Origin of the sequence: Micrococcus luteus (assembly GCF_014138885.1) — a bacterium.
In the GTDB taxonomy this organism is placed as follows: Bacteria; Actinomycetota; Actinomycetes; order Actinomycetales; family Micrococcaceae; genus Micrococcus; species Micrococcus luteus.
This window is the reverse complement of sequence record NZ_JACJIK010000001.1, coordinates 277550-293753: the sequence shown is the minus strand read 5'-3', so window position 1 is coordinate 293753 and position 16204 is coordinate 277550. Positions and strand designations below refer to the sequence as shown.

18 protein-coding genes are annotated in these 16204 nt (G+C 72.9%); 13 read left to right on the top strand and 5 right to left on the bottom strand.

The genetic code is table 11. The features are described 5' to 3' along the window. The first annotated feature begins 22 nt into the window (after positions 1–22). Genes sufB through HDA34_RS01235 form a run of 4 tightly spaced genes read left to right on the top strand, consistent with a single transcriptional unit; the run spans position 23 to position 3874 of the window. Positions 23–1495 (top strand): Fe-S cluster assembly protein SufB, encoded by a 1473-nt coding sequence (gene sufB / locus HDA34_RS01250; RefSeq protein WP_036315257.1) that lies wholly within the window; start codon positions 23–25, stop codon positions 1493–1495. A 1-nt stretch (position 1496) separates the two neighbouring features. Beyond that, positions 1497–2735: a Fe-S cluster assembly protein SufD gene (sufD, locus tag HDA34_RS01245; RefSeq protein WP_095695708.1), complete on the top strand. Its 1239-nt coding sequence runs from the start codon at positions 1497–1499 to the stop codon at positions 2733–2735. A gap of 46 nt (positions 2736–2781) precedes the next feature. Next, the gene (gene sufC, locus HDA34_RS01240) at positions 2782–3546 is read left to right on the top strand and encodes a Fe-S cluster assembly ATPase SufC (RefSeq protein WP_127435201.1); all 765 of its coding nucleotides are present in this window, start codon (positions 2782–2784) and stop codon (positions 3544–3546) included. Between the two features lies 1 nt (position 3547). After that, positions 3548–3874: a metal-sulfur cluster assembly factor gene (locus tag HDA34_RS01235; RefSeq protein WP_002855327.1), complete on the top strand. Its 327-nt coding sequence runs from the start codon at positions 3548–3550 to the stop codon at positions 3872–3874. Positions 3875–3982: 108 nt separating this feature from the next. Here the strand turns inward: HDA34_RS01235 and ypfJ are convergent, their stop codons facing one another. Further along, positions 3983–4930, bottom strand: coding sequence for a KPN_02809 family neutral zinc metallopeptidase (ypfJ, locus tag HDA34_RS01230; RefSeq protein ID WP_127435200.1), 948 nt, complete (start codon positions 4928–4930; stop codon positions 3983–3985). A gap of 122 nt (positions 4931–5052) precedes the next feature. Here ypfJ and abc-f point away from each other — a divergent pair, with 122 nt between their 5' ends. Further along, the gene (gene abc-f / locus HDA34_RS01225; RefSeq protein ID WP_060974284.1) at positions 5053–6651 is read left to right on the top strand and encodes a ribosomal protection-like ABC-F family protein; all 1599 of its coding nucleotides are present in this window, start codon (positions 5053–5055) and stop codon (positions 6649–6651) included. A gap of 30 nt (positions 6652–6681) precedes the next feature. On the opposite strand, the gene HDA34_RS01220 is transcribed toward abc-f, so the two are convergent. The 3 genes from HDA34_RS01220 to HDA34_RS01210 are packed head-to-tail and all read right to left on the bottom strand — an operon-like array spanning position 6682 to position 8428. Continuing rightward, a complete protein-coding gene (locus HDA34_RS01220) occupies positions 6682–7596 on the bottom strand; it encodes an SURF1 family cytochrome oxidase biogenesis protein (RefSeq protein WP_127435199.1) in 915 nt (304 codons plus the stop codon). Continuing rightward, positions 7593–7964 carry a hypothetical protein gene (locus HDA34_RS01215; RefSeq protein WP_036336831.1) on the bottom strand — a complete coding sequence of 124 codons (372 nt, stop codon included), beginning with the start codon at positions 7962–7964 and terminating at the stop codon, positions 7593–7595. The genes HDA34_RS01220 and HDA34_RS01215 overlap by 4 nt, the downstream gene beginning before the upstream one ends. Beyond that, a complete protein-coding gene (locus HDA34_RS01210) occupies positions 7961–8428 on the bottom strand; it encodes a DUF3099 domain-containing protein (protein ID WP_134377165.1) in 468 nt (155 codons plus the stop codon). Before HDA34_RS01210 ends, HDA34_RS01215 begins: the two co-directional genes overlap by 4 nt. 169 nt (positions 8429–8597) lie before the next feature. Between HDA34_RS01210 and HDA34_RS01205 the strand changes: the two genes are divergently transcribed. Both HDA34_RS01205 and HDA34_RS01200 read left to right on the top strand, forming a co-directional pair. Beyond that, positions 8598–9344 (top strand): beta-ketoacyl-ACP reductase, encoded by a 747-nt coding sequence (locus HDA34_RS01205; protein ID WP_134377166.1) that lies wholly within the window; start codon positions 8598–8600, stop codon positions 9342–9344. Between the two features lie 37 nt (positions 9345–9381). Then, the gene (locus HDA34_RS01200) at positions 9382–10140 is read left to right on the top strand and encodes an SDR family oxidoreductase (RefSeq protein ID WP_127435562.1); all 759 of its coding nucleotides are present in this window, start codon (positions 9382–9384) and stop codon (positions 10138–10140) included. Between the two features lie 73 nt (positions 10141–10213). On the opposite strand, the gene serB is transcribed toward HDA34_RS01200, so the two are convergent. Beyond that, complete coding sequence (gene serB / locus HDA34_RS01195) at positions 10214–11050, bottom strand: phosphoserine phosphatase SerB (protein WP_134377167.1); 837 nt, start codon at positions 11048–11050, stop codon at positions 10214–10216. An 86-nt stretch (positions 11051–11136) separates the two neighbouring features. On the opposite strand from serB, the gene HDA34_RS01190 reads away from it, so the two are divergent. The 6 genes from HDA34_RS01190 to HDA34_RS01165 all read left to right on the top strand — a co-directional run bounded on the left by HDA34_RS01190 (position 11137) and on the right by HDA34_RS01165 (position 16185). After that, positions 11137–11961 (top strand): ABC transporter ATP-binding protein, encoded by an 825-nt coding sequence (locus HDA34_RS01190; RefSeq protein ID WP_052520061.1) that lies wholly within the window; start codon positions 11137–11139, stop codon positions 11959–11961. Further along, the gene (locus HDA34_RS01185; protein WP_041103831.1) at positions 11958–12803 is read left to right on the top strand and encodes a sulfite exporter TauE/SafE family protein; all 846 of its coding nucleotides are present in this window, start codon (positions 11958–11960) and stop codon (positions 12801–12803) included. The genes HDA34_RS01190 and HDA34_RS01185 overlap by 4 nt, the downstream gene beginning before the upstream one ends. After that, positions 12796–13638 (top strand): TrmH family RNA methyltransferase, encoded by an 843-nt coding sequence (locus HDA34_RS01180; protein WP_134377168.1) that lies wholly within the window; start codon positions 12796–12798, stop codon positions 13636–13638. Before HDA34_RS01185 ends, HDA34_RS01180 begins: the two co-directional genes overlap by 8 nt. 109 nt (positions 13639–13747) lie before the next feature. After that, positions 13748–14005 carry a type B 50S ribosomal protein L31 gene (locus HDA34_RS01175; protein ID WP_036336843.1) on the top strand — a complete coding sequence of 86 codons (258 nt, stop codon included), beginning with the start codon at positions 13748–13750 and terminating at the stop codon, positions 14003–14005. 103 nt (positions 14006–14108) lie between these two features. Further along, complete coding sequence (gene lplB, locus HDA34_RS01170) at positions 14109–15167, top strand: lipoate-protein ligase small subunit (RefSeq protein WP_127435501.1); 1059 nt, start codon at positions 14109–14111, stop codon at positions 15165–15167. Between the two features lie 373 nt (positions 15168–15540). After that, positions 15541–16185 carry a hypothetical protein gene (locus HDA34_RS01165; protein WP_233437075.1) on the top strand — a complete coding sequence of 215 codons (645 nt, stop codon included), beginning with the start codon at positions 15541–15543 and terminating at the stop codon, positions 16183–16185. The last annotated feature ends 19 nt before the right edge of the window (positions 16186–16204 follow it).

The window sequence follows — 16204 nt, the reverse complement described above, 5'->3', positions numbered from 1 at the left end:
GTGACTAGTGAGAGAGGCTGAGATGACCGACCAGATCGTCCAGCGGGACTCCGCGGAGACCGCCGACCCCGGCGTGATCCAGGAGATCCTCGACAAGAACCCCGAGCTCAACGCCATCGGCGCCTACCAGTACGGCTGGGCCGACTCCGACGCGGCCGGCGAGAAGGCCGTCCGCGGTCTGAACGAGGACGTCGTGCGCGACATCTCCGGCAAGAAGGACGAGCCGGAGTGGATGCGCGACCTGCGCCTCAAGGCCCTCAAGTACTTCGAGCGCAAGCCGATGCCGGCGTGGGGCCCGGACCTGTCCGGCATCGACTTCGACAACATCAAGTACTTCGTGCGCTCCACCGAGGGCCAGGCCAAGACCTGGGAGGACCTGCCCGAGGACATCCGCAACACCTACGAGCGCCTGGGCATCCCCGAGGCCGAGCGCGAGCGTCTCGTGGCCGGCGTCGCCGCCCAGTACGAGTCCGAGGTCGTCTACCACCAGATCCGCGAGGACCTGGAGGAGCAGGGCGTCGTGTTCCTCGACACCGACACCGCGCTCAAGGAGCACCCGGAGATCTTCGAGGAGTACTTCGGCACCGTGATCCCGGTCGGCGACAACAAGTTCGCCTCCCTGAACACGGCCGTGTGGTCCGGCGGCTCCTTCGTGTACGTGCCCAAGGGCGTGCACGTGGAGATCCCGCTGCAGGCCTACTTCCGCATCAACACGGAGAACATGGGCCAGTTCGAGCGGACGCTGATCATCGCGGACGAGGACTCGTACGTGCACTACATCGAGGGCTGCACCGCCCCGATCTACCAGTCCGACTCGCTGCACTCGGCCGTCGTGGAGATCGTGGTGAAGAAGAACGCCCGCGTGCGCTACACCACCATCCAGAACTGGTCCACGAACGTGTACAACCTCGTGACCAAGCGCGCCGTGGTCGAGGCCGGCGGCACCATGGAGTGGATCGACGGCAACATCGGCTCCAAGGTGACCATGAAGTACCCGGCCGTGTACCTGACCGGCGAGCACGCCACCGGCGAGACCCTCTCCGTCGCGTTCGCGGGCAAGGACCAGCACCAGGACACCGGCTCCAAGATGGTGCACATGGCCCCGCACACGAACTCCTCGATCGTGTCCAAGTCCGTGGCCCGCAGCGGCGGCCGCGCCGCCTATCGCGGCCTGGTGCAGATCGCCGAGGGCGCGAACGGCTCCGCGAACTCGGTGGTGTGCGACGCCCTGCTCGTGGACACGGTCTCCCGCTCCGACACGTACCCGTACATCGACATCCGCGAGGACGACGTGACCCTCGGCCACGAGGCGACCGTCTCGAAGGTGTCCGAGGAGCAGCTCTTCTACCTCATGAGCCGCGGCATGTCCGAGGACGAGGCCATGGCCATGATCGTGCGCGGCTTCATCGAGCCGATCGCCCGCGAGCTGCCCATGGAGTACGCGCTCGAGCTCAACAAGCTGATCGAACTGCAGATGGAAGGATCGGTGGGCTGACATGACCGACACCGTGGAGAACACCCAGCGGACCATGATCCCGGGCATGGGCGAGGAGGGCGAGAAGCTCACCGTCGCGCAGAACCCGGCCGCCCGGGCCGGGGGCCGGGAGCGCAACGCCGCGGGCTCGCGCGCCGATCGCCTCAGCTCCTTCGAGCTGTCCGACTTCCCCGTGCTCACGGGGCGCGAGGAGGACTGGCGCTTCACCCCGCTCAAGCGCCTGGGCGGGCTGCACCTGCCCGAGGGCGACGACGCGCGCCTGACCGGTGCCGCGCCCGCCGTGGCCGTGGCCGAGCAGGCCGGCGTCACGGTGGAGACCGTGGCCCGCGACGACGCCCGCGTCGGCTCCGTCCTGACCCCCGACGACCGCGTGTCCGCCGCGGCCTGGAACTCGGTCTCCGAGGCCACCGTCGTCACGATCTCCGGCGAGGTCGCCGAGCCGGTGCGCATCGACGTCGTCGGCTCCTCCGCCGACCCGGCCGCGATGCACCTGACCGTGCTCGTGGAGGAGAACGCGCAGGCCGACGTCGTGATCGCCCACCGCGGCACCGCCGTGCTGGCCCAGAACGTCGAGTTCGACGTGCGCCGCGACGCCCGCCTGAACGTGGTCGCGCTGCAGGCCTGGGAGGGCGATGCCGTGCACGTCTCGGCCCAGCAGGCCTCGGTCGCCACGAACGCGCACTTCAAGCACGTGGCCGTGTCCTACGGCGGCGGCGTGGTGCGGCTGACCCCGACCGCGCGGTTCGCCGCCGAGCGCGGTGAGGCCGAGATGTACGGCCTGTACTTCGCCGACGCCGGGCAGCACCTCGAGAACCGCCTGTTCGTGGACCACAACCAGCCGGACTGCGTCTCGAACGTGCTCTACAAGGGCGCCCTGCAGGGCACGGACGCGCGCACCGTGTGGGTGGGCGACGTGCTGATCCGCAAGGAGGCCGAGGGCACGGACACGTACGAGAAGAACCAGAACCTGCTGCTCTCCGACGGGGCGCGCGCGGACTCGGTGCCGAACCTGGAGATCGAGACCGGCGTGATCGAGGGGGCGGGCCACGCGTCCGCGACCGGCCGCTTCGACGAGACCCAGCTGTTCTACCTGATGGCCCGCGGCATCCCCGAGACCGAGGCCCGCCGCCTGATCGTGCGCGGCTTCCTCAACGAGATCATCCAGAAGATCGGTGTCGGCGACGTCGAGGACGAGCTGACCGCCGTCATGGAGGACGAGCTCCGCATCGCGCAGCTCTGACCGACGCCCCGCAGACCCCACCGCCTTCCACCCGAGGAGAACCACCATGGCAACCCTGCAGATCACCGACCTGCACGTGCAGATCGCGACCGAGAACGGCCCCAAGGAGATCCTGAAGGGCCTCTCCCTGACCATCGAGACGGGCGAGACCCACGCGATCATGGGCCCGAACGGCTCCGGCAAGTCCACCCTGGCCTCGACCATCGCCGGCCACCCGCGCTACGAGGTCACCTCCGGCTCCATCACCCTCGACGGTGAGGACGTCCTGGAGATGGGCGTCGACGAGCGCGCCCAGGCCGGCCTCTTCCTGGCCATGCAGTACCCCGTGGAGATCCCGGGCGTCACCATGACCAACTTCCTGCGCACCGCCAAGACCGCGCTCGACGGCCAGGCCCCCTCGCTGCGCACCTGGACCAAGGACGTCAAGGGCGCCTTCGAGGCCCTGCAGATCGACCCGGCGTTCATGAACCGCAACGTCAACGAGGGCTTCTCCGGCGGCGAGAAGAAGCGCGCCGAGATCCTCCAGCTCGAGCTGTTCAAGCCCAAGTTCGCGATCCTCGACGAGACCGACTCCGGCCTCGACGTCGACGCGCTGCGCATCGTCTCCGAGGGCGTCAACCGCGCCCAGGCGCAGAACGAGATGGGCACCCTGCTGATCACCCACTACACGCGGATCCTCAACTACATCAAGCCGGACCACGTGCACGTGCTGGTGGACGGCCGCGTCGCCGAGTCCGGCGGCCCGGAGCTCGCCGAGCAGCTCGAGGCCGAGGGCTACGCCCGCTTCGAGAAGGCCGCGGCGGGGGCCTGAGATGACGGAGACCACGAACCAGGCGCCCACGGAGGACATCCGTGAGGCCCTCAAGGACGTGATCGACCCGGAGCTGGGCGTCAACGTCGTGGACCTGGGCCTGCTCTACGGGCTGCACTACGCCGACGACGGCGCGCTGCTCGTGGACATGACCCTGACCACCGCGGCCTGCCCGCTCACGGACGAGATCGAGGACCAGGTCTCCCGCGCGATCGGCACCATGGTGGACGAGTGGCGGCTGAACTGGGTCTGGATGCCCCCGTGGGGCCCCGAGCGGATCACCGAGGACGGTCGCGACCAGATGCGCGCCCTCGGCTTCAACATCTGATCCGGCCCGGACCACGACGGCGGCCCGTCACCTTCGCGCAGAAGGTGACGGGCCGCCGTCGTGGTGGGGGAGTGCGGACGGGCCGGCAGGCGCCCCGGCGCTCCCGGCTCAGATGTCCAGGGAGGAGGCCCGGAAGGTGTCGCACTGGCGGATGTCGGGCTCCTGCTGGGAGCTCTGGTAGCCGCGCATGAACCAGGCCATGCGCTGCTCCGAGGTGCCGTGCGTGAACGCCTCGGGGTCCACCCGGCCGGTGTGGGTGGACTGGATGCGGTCATCGCCCACGGCGGAGGCCGCGTCGATGGCCTGGCGCAGCTGGCCCTGCGAGATCGGCTTCAGGAACGGCGCACCGGACTCGGGGTCCACGGTGGAGGCGGCGTGCCCGGCCCACATGCCGGCGAAGCAGTCGGCCTGCAGCTCCGCGCGCACGGCGCCGGAGGTGGGGCCGGTGGTCCCGTCCTTCGAGTGCTGCAGGTAGCCGGTCACCTGCTGGACGTGGTGGCCGTACTCGTGCGCCACGATGTACTCCTCCGCCAGCGGTCCGCCCTCGGCGCCGAAGTCGGTCTGCAGCGTCTCGAAGAACGCGGTGTCGAAGTACATGGACTCGTCCGCCGGGCAGTAGAACGGGCCCGTGGCCGAGGAGGCGCTGCCGCAGCCGGTGCTCACGCCGCCCTGGAACAGGGTGAGCTGCGGCTGGCGCCACTGGATGTCCGAGAACTGCGCGAGGTACTCGCCCCAGAACTCGTCCGCGGCCTCGGTGGTCGCGACGACGCGGCAGTCGGTGTTCTGGTTGGCGTCCGCACCGCTGGCGCACTCCTCGTCCGAGAGGGGCTGGCTCTGGCCGCCCGAGCCCGTCTGCTGCTGGTACTGGCTCTGGCCGACGGACCCGCCACCCGTGTCGATCCCGAGCTGCTCGGCCAGCCCGGGGGCGAAGATCGCGAGCAGCACCGCGAGCAGGCCGCCGCCACCGCCGATGGCGATGCCCCGGCCCCCCAGCCCGCCGCCACCGCCCGATCGGGCCCGGCCGGCGTCGATCTGCACGTTCTCGTTGAAGCTCATGGGGCCAGAGTGTAGACGGACTAGACTGGCCCGGCACCGCGCTGGCCCCCGCCCGTCGAGATCGGCCGGGCCCCGCCGATGCACCCCTGTTCCCCCCTCGACCCTTGGAGTCTGACACCCCCATGCTGACCGTCACCGATGTCGAACTGCGCGTGGGCGCCCGTCTCCTCATGGACGAGGTGAACTTCCGCGTGGACAAGGGGGACAAGGTCGGCCTCGTGGGGCGCAACGGCGCCGGCAAGACGACGCTGACCAAGGTGTTGGCCGGCGGCGGGCAGCCCACGGCGGGCACCGTGACCCGGACCGGGCGCATCGGCTATCTGCCCCAGGACCCCAAGGTCGAGGACATGGACCAGTCCGGCCGCGACCGCATCCTCTCCGCCCGCGACCTGGACCAGACCATCCGGCGCATGCGCGAGGCCGAGGCCGGGATGGCCGCCGTCGACGACGCCGAGCGGGAGCGGGCGATGAACCGCTACTCCCGCCTGGAGGCGGAGTTCGAGGCCCGCGGCGGCTACGCGGCCGAGTCCGAGGCCGCCCGGATCACGTCCAACCTCGGCCTGCCGGACCGCGTGCTGGACCAGCCGCTGCACACCCTCTCCGGCGGCCAGCGCCGCCGCGTGGAGCTCGCCCGCATCCTCTTCTCCGACGCGGACATCATGCTGCTGGACGAGCCCACCAACCACCTCGACCACGACTCGATCGTGTGGCTGCGCGACTACCTGAAGACCTACTCCGGCGGCCTCCTGATGATCTCGCACGACGTGGAGCTCATGGAGATGACCGTGAACAAGGTCCTCTACCTGGACGCGAACCGGCAGACCATGGACGTCTACAACATGACGTGGAAGAACTACCTCGCCCAGCGCCAGCAGGACGAGGCGCGCCGCCGCCGGGAGTTCGCCAACGCGGAGAAGAAGGCCTCGGCCCTCATGGCCCAGGCCGAGAAGATGCGTGCCAAGGCGACCAAGGCCACCGCCGCGCAGAACATGATCAAGCGCGCCGAGCGGCTCATGCGCGGCGTCGAGGGCGAGCGCGCGGTCGACCGCGTGGCCGCGATCCGCTTCCCCACCCCGCAGGCCTCCGGCAAGACGCCGCTGCGCGCCGAGAACCTCTCCAAGTCCTACGGCTCGCTCGAGATCTTCACGGGAGTGGACCTGGCGATCGACCGCGGCTCGCGCGTGGTGATCCTGGGCTACAACGGCGCCGGCAAGACGACGCTGCTGCGCATGCTCGCCGGGGAGGAGACCCCGGACACCGGCGAGGTCCAGGCGGGCCACGGGCTCAAGCTGGGCTACTTCGCCCAGGAGCACGACACCCTGGACCAGGACGCGTCGGTCCTGGACAACATGCGCCACGCCGCCCCGCAGCTCGGCGACACCCAGGCGCGCACGCTGCTCGGATCGTTCCTCTTCCAGGGCGACGACGTCGACAAGCCCGCCCGCGTCCTCTCCGGTGGCGAGAAGACCCGCCTGGCGCTGGCCACGCTCGTGGCCTCGAGCGCGAACGTGCTGCTGCTGGACGAGCCCACGAACAACCTCGACCCCGCCAGCCGCGAGGAGATCCTGAACGCGCTGCAGCAGTACGAGGGCGCCGTGGTGCTCGTGACCCACGACGAGGGCGCCGTCGAGGCGCTCGACCCCGAGCGCGTGGTGCTGCTGCCGGACGGGGTCGAGGACCTCTGGAACGACGACTACAGGGACCTCATCACCCTCGCCTGAGTGCGCGGGCCGCCGAGGCGGAGGGCGGGCTCAGTCGAAGAGCGCGTCCTCGGCCTCCTCATCCGTGAGCCGCCCGTCGCGCCGCCGGACCGGCTTGGCGCGGGGGACCCGGTGAGCGGAGAGCAGCCCGTCGTCCGCGGCGTCGTCGAGGGCGTCGGCCCGGTCGTTGCGGGCGCGCATCCACGCGGAGTACCCCCACACCCCGAAGCCCATGGCCGCGAACAGGTACCACTGGATCGCGTAGGACAGGTGCGGGCCCTCGTCGAGGGTGGGCTCGACGAGCTTCTGCGGCATCGGCTCCACCGCCGGGTCCTCCGTGACCATGATCCCGTAGGCAGTTCCGGCCACGGGCCCGCCCACGGTGTCGGCGATCTCGGCGAGGTCGATCGAGGGCACCTGGCCCTCCGGGGCGTCGCGGTCCAGGGCCGGCTCCCCGGGCTTGACCCGCACCACGACCTCGGCGTGGCCGGCGGGCGGGGCCGGCACGGCGTCCGGCTGACCCGGACTGTTGCCCACCGGGAGCCAGCCGCGGTCCACCACGACGACGGGGCCCTCGTCCGTCCGGAACGGCACGAGCACCTCGTAGCCGGGCTGGCCGGCCCGGGGGCGGTTGCGGACGATGAGCGTCTCGTCGACGAGGTACTCGCCGGTCAGTGTCACGGGCGTCCACTCGTCGTCGGTCTGGAACGCGGTGAACAGCCGGGAGGCCTCGGCGAACGGAACCGGGTCGTCGTCGTAGTTCTCCAGGACGCGGTTGACGCGGTGCTGGACCTCCACGCGGCGGTCCCACTGCCACTGCGCGAGCGCATGGCACAGGAAGGCGAAGAGGACGCACACCACGAAGCCGAGGATCCACGGGCCGGTGGCGAGGAAGCCGAAGCGCAGGGCAGGAAGGCGTTCGGCGTCGCGGGCGGTCGGGTCCGTCATGGGGGCGGGGGTGCTCATGGGCGCGGGGGCTCCTGCGGGGTCTCGGGCGTGTCGACCTCGGGCGCCTGCGTGGCGGCCGGATCGAGCGGGCGGGAGCGCCGCAGGAAGCCGCGGGCGCTCAGGAAGTCGTCCAGGAAGGGCCGATGGTCCGTGCAGGCCAGCCAGGTCTTCACGCGGTCCGGGGCGTGGACGCGCGGGTTGTTCCACTCCAGGGCCCAGGCGGCCTCCGCGGTGCAGCCACGACGCGAGCAGACCGGCCGCTCGGGCCCGTCCACGGCGGCGTGCGGGGATCGGGCAGTGGAGGCACCGGCGGCGGGGTCAAGGCGGCCGGACGCGAGGGCGCCCAGCAGGTCCATGCCCGGCTCACCCGGGACCGCGCCGATCACGCGCCGCCCCGTCCGGGCAGGCCGGGACTGCCGGCGGACGAGGACCCTCGGCCCAGCGCCCGTGGCGCACGGTCGCGCGGGTCGTCCACGAGGTCGCCGGTGAGCACGACCGGCTCGGGCGCCGCCGCGTCGTCGGGGCGGGGGGTCAGGGCCGGTCCCTGGGCGGGCACGGCGCGCAGGGTGCCGGCCTGCTGCGGGCCGGTGTTGTTCACGCGCACGACGGCGACGTAGGGCAGCACGACCGCGCCGAGGATGAACCCGAGCTGCCACCAGCCGTGGGTGAAGAGCGCGGCGACGAAGCAGGCGGTGCGGAGCAGCATCTGGACCAGGTAGACCCTCATGCGCGCCTCCCGGTCCGCGCTGCGGCCGGCGGCGGCGGTGGTGACCCCCTGGACCTCCGGTGTCGCCCCGCGCCCGGCGTGGGCGGGACGGCCGGCTCGGGAGCCGGCGGCGGAGCTGGTCATGGCGCATCCTCCTGGCACGTCGCGCCCTGCGGGGCCCCCGCGCGGCCGCGGACGTAGAGTGGTGGTTCACATGCCGGCGCGCCCGCCGTCGGCGGCGTCCCGCAGGACGGCGTCGACGGCGCCGCGCCGGTGCTCCAGTCTAGTCCCGTCCCGTCCGGAAGGTGTTCCCATGGCCGATCAGACCACCACGCCCGCAGCGGACGCGCAGGCCGCCGGCCGCAGCGTCCTCGTCACGGGGGGCAACCGCGGCATCGGCCTGGCCATCGCCCGGGCGTTCGCCGCGAACGGCGACCGCGTGGCCATCACCTCCCGCTCGGGGGAGGGGCCGGAGGGGGTCCTCGCGGTCCGGGCCGACGTGACGGACGCGGCCTCCGTGGACGCGGCCTTCCGCGAGGTCGAGCAGGCCCACGGCCCGGTCGAGGTGCTCGTGGCCAACGCCGGGATCACCCACGACCAGCTGCTGCTGCGCATGTCCGAGGATGACTTCACCTCGGTGATCGACACGAACCTCACCGGCGCCTTCCGCGTGGTGCAGCGCGCCACCAAGGGCATGATGCGCCTGAAGCGCGGCCGCATCGTCCTGATCTCCTCCGTGGTGGGCCTGCTCGGCTCGCCCGGCCAGGTCAACTACGCCGCCTCCAAGTCCGGCCTCGTCGGGATGGCCCGCTCGATCACGCGCGAGCTCGGCGCGCGCGGCATGACCGCGAACGTCGTGGCCCCCGGCTACATCGACACCGAGATGACGCAGTCCCTCGACGACGAGCTCAAGGCCCAGTACAAGACGTCCATCCCGGCCGGCCGCTTCGCCGCCCCGGAGGAGGTGGCCGGCGTCGTGCGCTGGCTGGCCTCGGACGAGGCCGCGTACATCTCCGGGGCCGTGATCCCCGTGGACGGCGGCCTGGGCATGGGCCACTGACGACCACCGACCGCTGAGCAGACAGGAAGCACAGAACATGACCGAGCAGGACCTGGCCGGACGCGGCGTCGTCGTCACCGGCTCCTCCCGCGGCATCGGAGCCGCCACCGCCGAGCTGCTGGCCGCCCGCGGCGCGGGCGTCGTGGTGAACTACCGCCAGAAGGCGCCGCGCGCGAACAAGGTGGTGCAGAGGATCGAGGAGGCCGGCGGCCGCGCCGTGGCCGTGGGCGGCGACGTGACCGTCGCCGAGGACCGGGCCGCGCTGCTGGACGCCGCCGTGGAGCACTTCGGCTCACTCGACGTGCTCGTGCTCAACGCCTCGGGCGGCATGGAGTCCCAGTTCGGCGAGGACTACGCCCTGAAGCTCAACCGTGACGCCCAGGCCGCGCTGGCCGACGCCGCGCTGGAGCGCATGGGCGCCGGCGGGCAGATCGTGTTCGTGACCTCCCACCAGGCGCACTTCATCGACGAGGTCGCCACCATGGACTCCTACGAGCCCGTGGCCCGCTCCAAGCGCGCCGGCGAGGACGCGCTGCGCGAGCGCATCCCCGCGTTCACGGAGAAGGGCGTGGGCTTTGTGGTGGTCTCCGGCGACATGATCGAGGGCACCATCACCGCCACCCTGCTCGACCGCGCCGAGCCCGGTGCCATCGAGGCCCGCCGCGAGGCCGCCGGCAAGCTCTACTCGGTGGAGGAGTTCGCCGCCGAGATCGCCTCTCTCGTGGGCCGCGACGACCTCGAGGTCGGCCACACCGAGCTCGTGGGCGGCGCCGAGGACTTCCTCGGGCAGGACTGAACCGCACCACACCCCTGACCACGAGGGCCGGATCCGTGGGATCCGGCCCTCGTGGCATCTCGGCTCGGGCGGCTCAGAGACCGAGGAGCCACCGCAGGGGGGTGAAGGAGGGCACGTCGACGACGACGTCCGCGTGCTCCCGGAGGATCGGCTTGGCGCACAGCGCCACGCCGCAGCCGGCCGCCTCGAGCAGATCGATGTCGTTGGCGCCGTCGCCCACGCCCACGGCCTGCTCGGGGGTGAGCCCCGCGTCCTCGGCCCAGGCGCGCAGCATGGCGGCCTTGGCCGCGCGGTCCACGACGTCGCCGAGCACCCTCCCGGTCAGGTGCCCGTCCCGCACCTCGAGCTCGTTGGCGCAGTAGGCGTGCACGCCCCACGCCTCGGCCAGCGGGGCGAGCACCTGGGTGAAGCCGCCGGAGACCGCGCACACCCGGCCGCCGGCCGCGGTGATGGCCTCGATCAGCGCGAGGGCTCCGTCGGTGGGCCGGATGGCCCGCACCACGTCCGCCACGACGCCCACGGGCAGCCCCGCGAGCGCCTCGACGCGCGCGTGCAGCGAGGCGGCGAAGTCGAGCTCACCGCGCATCGCCCGCTCCGTCACCTCAGCGACCTCGGCCTCGCGGCCGGCGTGGGCGGCGAGCAGCTCGATGACCTCCTGCCGGATCAGCGTGGAGTCCACGTCCGTCACCACGAGGGGCGCCGGCGCGGCGGCGACCGCCGCCGGCAGCGTGAGCACGTCCCACCCGGAGCCCGGCTCCGGGGCCGCCGCCCACTCGTCCGCGGCGAAGCGCCAGCCCAGCAGGCCGTCGTCGGTGAGCCGCTCGGCGTCGTCGGGCACGCCGGCCGGGGGCGCGTCCGTGACGAGGAGGGCGGGGTCGGCGGTGACGACGAGGCGGCGCAGGGTGCTCATGCGCGGCATCCTAGGCGGGGGTGCGGGCGCGGCCGGGCGTGCGTCGCATCGGCGACGCGCCGGCCGGCCGGACTAGGCTGGCCCCCATGACCACCCCCGCGCCTCCCGACGACTGGTTCCTCCCGGATGAGGACGCCGTGCTGCAGATGCGCCGCGTGCGCGTGCGCCGCGGCACCACCGACATCCTCGGCCCCCTGGACTGGACGGTCCGCGCGGGGCAGCGGTGGATCGTGATGGGCCCGAACGGCGCCGGCAAGTCCACGCTGCTCCAGCTGGCCGCGGCCCGCCTGCACCCGACCGCCGGCGACGTCGGCGTGCTGGACGAGGTGCTCGGCGCCGTCGACGTGTTCGAGCTGCGCCCGCGCATCGGCCTGTCCTCCGCCCAGCTCGCCGCCCAGGTGCCCGCGAACGAGACCGTGCAGGACGCCGTCGTCACCGCCGCCTACGGGATCACCGGCACGTGGCGCGAGCGGTACGAGACGGAGGATCGCGCCCGCGCGCTCGGCCTCGTGGCGACCTGGGGGCTCTCCCGCCTCGCGCACCGCGCGTTCGGCACCCTCTCCGACGGTGAGCGCAAGCGCGTGCTCATCGCCCGTGCCCTGATGACCGATCCCGAGCTGCTCCTGCTGGACGAGCCCGCCGCGGGCCTGGACCTCGCCGGGCGGGAGGACCTCGTGCGCCAGCTGACGGCGCTCGCCACGGACGAGGACGCGCCCGCGCTGGTCCTCGTCACGCACCACCTCGAGGAGGTGCCCCCGGGCTTCACGCATGCCCTGCTGCTGCGGGACGGCGGCGTCGTGGCGGCCGGGCCCATCGAGTCGACGCTCACCGAGGAGCACCTCTCCGCGGCGTTCGGCACGGACCTGAAGGTGACCCGCACAGGCGGTCGGTACACCGCCGTGGCCCGGTGACGGGGCTGCTGACCGCGCAGCTGCTGGGCATGGACCTGTGGCAGGTCCTGCTCGTGCTGCTCGCGGGGTTCTGGGCCGGCACGATCAACTCGGTGATCGGCTCGGGCACGCTCGTCACCTTCCCGACGCTCGTGGCGGTCGGGTTCCCGCCCGTGACGGCCCAGGTCTCCAACGCGATGGGCCTGGTGGCCTCGGGCTTCTCCGGCACGTACGGGTACCGCCGCGAGCTGGCCCAGTCCCGGGCGCTCCTGCCGAAGCTGACCGTCGCGTCCCTGCTCGGCGGGGTCATCGGCGCCGCGCTGCTCACCACGCTGCCCCCGGCCGTGTTCGGCTACGTCGCGCCGGTGCTGCTCGTGGTGGCCCTGACGGTCGTCGTGCTGCAGCCGCGCATCCAGGGGTGGGTCAGGCGTCGGGCGGAGGACCAGGGACCGACCCCCGGCGCGGACTCTCCCGTGCCGGTGGGCCCCGTGACCCCGACGCTGTGGACGCTCGTGTTCCTGACCGGCATCTACGGCGGCTACTTCGTGGCCGCCCAGGGCGTCATGCTCATGGCGATCTTCGGCGTGCTGCTGGTGGGCGGCACCCTCGTGCACGCCAACGCCGTGAAGACGTGGCTGTCGCTGGTGGTCAACCTCACCGCCGCGGCGTTCTACCTGGTGTTCGCCTTCGACCGCATCGACTGGCGGGCCGTGCTGTTGATCGCGCTCTCCTCGCTCGTGGGCGGGCTCGTGGGCGCGCGGATCGGGCGGCGCATCTCGCCGACGGCGTTGCGCGTCACCATCGTGATCGTGGGCCTGGCCGGGCTGGTGGTCATGGTGATGCGGCAGGTCTCGGGTGGGTGAGGGCGGGACCCGCGAGGTGCGCCTGGAGCGGATCGAGGACCTCGCCGACCCCCGCCTGGCCCCCTACACGACCATGACGGACGCGGCCCTGCGCCGTCGCGTCGACGCGGAGCACGGCGTCTTCCTCGCCGAGTCCTCCCAGGTGGTCCGCCGCGCACTGGACACCGGACACACCCCGCGCTCCTTCCTGCTGGGGGACCGCTACCGCGGGTCCTTCGCGGACGTGCTCGCCGCCCATCCGGACGTCCCGGTCTTCACCGGACCCGACGACGTGCTCGAGGCCCTCACCGGCTTCCACCTGCACCGCGGCGCCCTGGCCGCGATGGACCGCCCCGCGCCCCGGCCGCTCGCCGACGTCCTCGCGGGCGCCCGGCGCGTGCTCATCGCCGAGGACCTCGTGGACCACACGAACCTGGGCGCCGTGGTGCGCTCCGCCGTCGCCCTCGGCTGGAACGCACTGCTGCTCACCCCGCAGGCCGCCGACCCGCTGTACCGGCGCGCCATCCGCGTCTCGATGGGCACGGTGTTCCGCCTGCCGTGGGCGCGCCTGCCCGGTCCGGTCGCCGAGTCGCTGCCCGCGCTGCGGGCGGCCGGGTTCGCGGTGGCCGCCCTCGAGGTGACGGAGCGGGCCGTGGGCCTGGACTCCGCTCGGATCGAGCCGCTGCGGACCGCCGAGCGTCTGGCCCTCGTCCTCGGCCAGGAGGGGCCGGGGGTCCGGCCCGAGACCCTCGCCCAGACCGACGCCGACGTCGTCATCCCCATGCCCGCCGGCGTCGACTCGCTGAACGTGGCCGCGGCCGCGGCGGTCGCGCTGTGGGAGCTGCGCGCACGCTGACCGGCCCGGGTGCGGTAGAGTGGGCGGCTGGCCCGCCGTCCGGCGGACCCCCTGACCACACCTCTCGCGCCCCTGGTCCCAATCAGGCGGCTGAAACGAAGGATGCACCATGAAGTCTGAGATCCACCCGGATTACCGCTACGTCATCTTCAACGACCTCGCCTCCGGTGAGAAGATCCTCACCCGCAGCACCGCGAACTCCGAGAAGACCGCGGAGTGGACCGATGGCAACACCTACCCGGTGATCGACGTCGAGATCTCGGCCGCCTCGCACCCGTTCTACACGGGCAAGCAGCGCATCATGGACACCGCCGGCCGCGTCGAGCGCTTCAACGCCCGCTTCAAGGGCTTCGGCGGCAAGAAGTGACCGCGGCGGCCTGAGCCGCGCGCCCACCACGACGACGGGCCCCGGGCCCCCGGAGCGATCCGGGCGGTGCGGGGCCCGTCGCGTCGCCCGTAGGCTGGCGGGCATGACGACTCTCCACGGTGAATACAAGGTGATCGGCGGCAAGCTGGTCGCGGCGGACCTGAGCCTCGCGGACGGCCGGATCGCGACCGCGAGCATCAACGGCGACTTCTTCCTCGAGCCGGACGAGGCGCTCGAGGACCTCAACGCGGCGGTGGCCGGGCTGTCCGCGGACGCCGAGCACCGGGTCATCCGGGAGGCCGTCGAGCGGGGGCTGCGCTCCGAGGCCGAGCTGTTCGGCGTGGACGCCTTCGCGGTCGCCTCGGCCGTGCGTCGGGCCCTCGGCAAGGCGACCACGTGGGGGGACCACGAGTGGGAGGTCATCGGGCCGGAGCCGATGCCGATCGCGCTGACCGTGGCCCTGGACGAGGTGCTCACCCGGCAGGTGGCCGAGGGACGTCGCAAGCCGACCCTGCGCCTGTGGCAGTGGAACGAGCCGGCCGTGGTGATCGGCGCCTTCCAGTCGCTCGCCAACGAGGTGGACCCCGAGGGGGCGCGGCGGCACGGCATCAACGTGGTGCGGCGGATCTCCGGCGGCGGCGCGATGTTCATGGAGGCGGACAACTGCGTCACGTACTCGATGCACGTGCCGTCGTCGCTGGTCGACGGGCTGGAGACGGCGGAGACCTACCCGTTCCTGGACGAGTGGACCATGGACGCGCTCTCCCGGCTCGGCGTGCACGCGTTCTACCAGCCGCTCAACGACATCGCCACGGACCAGGGGAAGATCGGCGGCGCCGCGCAGAAGCGGGTGGGCACGGCCGGGCTGCTGCACCACGTGACGATGAGCTACGACATCGACGCGGACAAGATGCTCGAGGTGCTGCGCATCGGCCGGGAGAAGCTGCGCGGCAAGGGCGTGACCTCGGCGAAGAAGCGCGTGGACCCGCTCCGGCGCCAGACCGGCGTCTCCCGCGCCGAGATCTGGGAGACCATGATGACCACCTTCGAGGAGCGCTACGGCGCCCGCCGCGTCGAGCTGGACGAGGCCACCCGTGAGGAGGCCGAGCAGCTGGCCCGCACCAAGTTCACGACCCCCGAGTGGACCGCGCGGGTGCCCTGAGCCGCCTGACGGCGTCCCGGCACCGTCCGGCACGCTTCCGTCCGGGGGCGGTTTGCGGTGGTATTCGACGTGAGTACCGCCCGAAACCGCCCCCGACGCGTCGAGGTGTGGCGGGGCGGCTCTGTCAGGATCGGACCATGACCCCCGACGACGACGCCCCCGTCCGCCTGATCGCCCGCTCCGACGCCCCGGGGCGCCCACGGTCGACCGTGGACGTCCACTGCGCCCTCGAGCTGGAGCTGGCCTCCGGCCGCCGCGTGCCTCTGCTCACGGACCGCGGCTGGACGAGCCGGGCGGCGGCCGCACGCCTGCCCAGGAGGAGACGCGACACTGGGACGCGCTGGCAGCGGTCGCGGCCGAGGCCGGGGTGCCGGTGGGGGCCGCAACGTTGCGCGAGCTGCCGCTCGTGGGGGAGACCTCGCCCGAGCTGGCCGCCCTCGTGGACCGGGCGCACCGCGAGGCCCGCGCCCTGAACCGGCTGCTCGGCGTCCACCCGCTGGCCCTCGGCACGGTCGCGCCGGCCGACGTGCTGGGCGCCGACGCGACCGCCGCGCTGCGGACCGGGCTGGCCGCGGGACTCGGCGTCGCGCCGACGGCGTGGGAGGACCCGGGCGTCGTGCTCGCGCCCGCCGCGGACGCCGACCCGGAGCTGCTGCACGTGGTCCTGCTGCACACGACCGCGGTGGTCGCCGGGCCACCCGCACTCGTGGCCCGCCTCGCGGACGCCGACGTCTCCGACCTGCTCGACGACGCCTCCCTCGGCGCGCACCTGCGCCGCCCGGTGGAGGACGTGTCGGCGGCCTGGCTCCACGCGGCCGACCGGCAGGCGCTGTCCCTCGACCCGGACGGCGGGGCCGCGCACGTGGCGCGCCACGCCGAACTGACGGCCGTGCTGGAGACGCGGCCCGTCGTCGTCGAGCGGGTGGGGATGCGCGACCGGGACGCCCAGCGCGCCGCCGACGCCGTGGGCCTGCGCCGGGTGGGCCGGGAACGCGTGCTCCGCGTCGCCGCGCCCTGAGCCACCGTGGTCACGACAC

Coding starts and splice junctions, on each gene's coding strand:
- sufB (WP_036315257.1), top strand. CDS start 23: ATGACCGACCAGATCGTCCAGCGGGACTCCGCGGAGACCGCCGACCCC.
- sufD (WP_095695708.1), top strand. CDS start 1,497: ATGACCGACACCGTGGAGAACACCCAGCGGACCATGATCCCGGGCATG.
- sufC (WP_127435201.1), top strand. CDS start 2,782: ATGGCAACCCTGCAGATCACCGACCTGCACGTGCAGATCGCGACCGAG.
- HDA34_RS01235 (WP_002855327.1), top strand. CDS start 3,548: ATGACGGAGACCACGAACCAGGCGCCCACGGAGGACATCCGTGAGGCC.
- ypfJ (WP_127435200.1), bottom strand. CDS start 4,930: ATGAGCTTCAACGAGAACGTGCAGATCGACGCCGGCCGGGCCCGATCG.
- abc-f (WP_060974284.1), top strand. CDS start 5,053: ATGCTGACCGTCACCGATGTCGAACTGCGCGTGGGCGCCCGTCTCCTC.
- HDA34_RS01220 (WP_127435199.1), bottom strand. CDS start 7,596: ATGAGCACCCCCGCCCCCATGACGGACCCGACCGCCCGCGACGCCGAA.
- HDA34_RS01210 (WP_134377165.1), bottom strand. CDS start 8,428: ATGACCAGCTCCGCCGCCGGCTCCCGAGCCGGCCGTCCCGCCCACGCC.
- HDA34_RS01205 (WP_134377166.1), top strand. CDS start 8,598: ATGGCCGATCAGACCACCACGCCCGCAGCGGACGCGCAGGCCGCCGGC.
- HDA34_RS01200 (WP_127435562.1), top strand. CDS start 9,382: ATGACCGAGCAGGACCTGGCCGGACGCGGCGTCGTCGTCACCGGCTCC.
- serB (WP_134377167.1), bottom strand. CDS start 11,050: ATGAGCACCCTGCGCCGCCTCGTCGTCACCGCCGACCCCGCCCTCCTC.
- HDA34_RS01190 (WP_052520061.1), top strand. CDS start 11,137: ATGACCACCCCCGCGCCTCCCGACGACTGGTTCCTCCCGGATGAGGAC.
- HDA34_RS01175 (WP_036336843.1), top strand. CDS start 13,748: ATGAAGTCTGAGATCCACCCGGATTACCGCTACGTCATCTTCAACGAC.
- lplB (WP_127435501.1), top strand. CDS start 14,109: ATGACGACTCTCCACGGTGAATACAAGGTGATCGGCGGCAAGCTGGTC.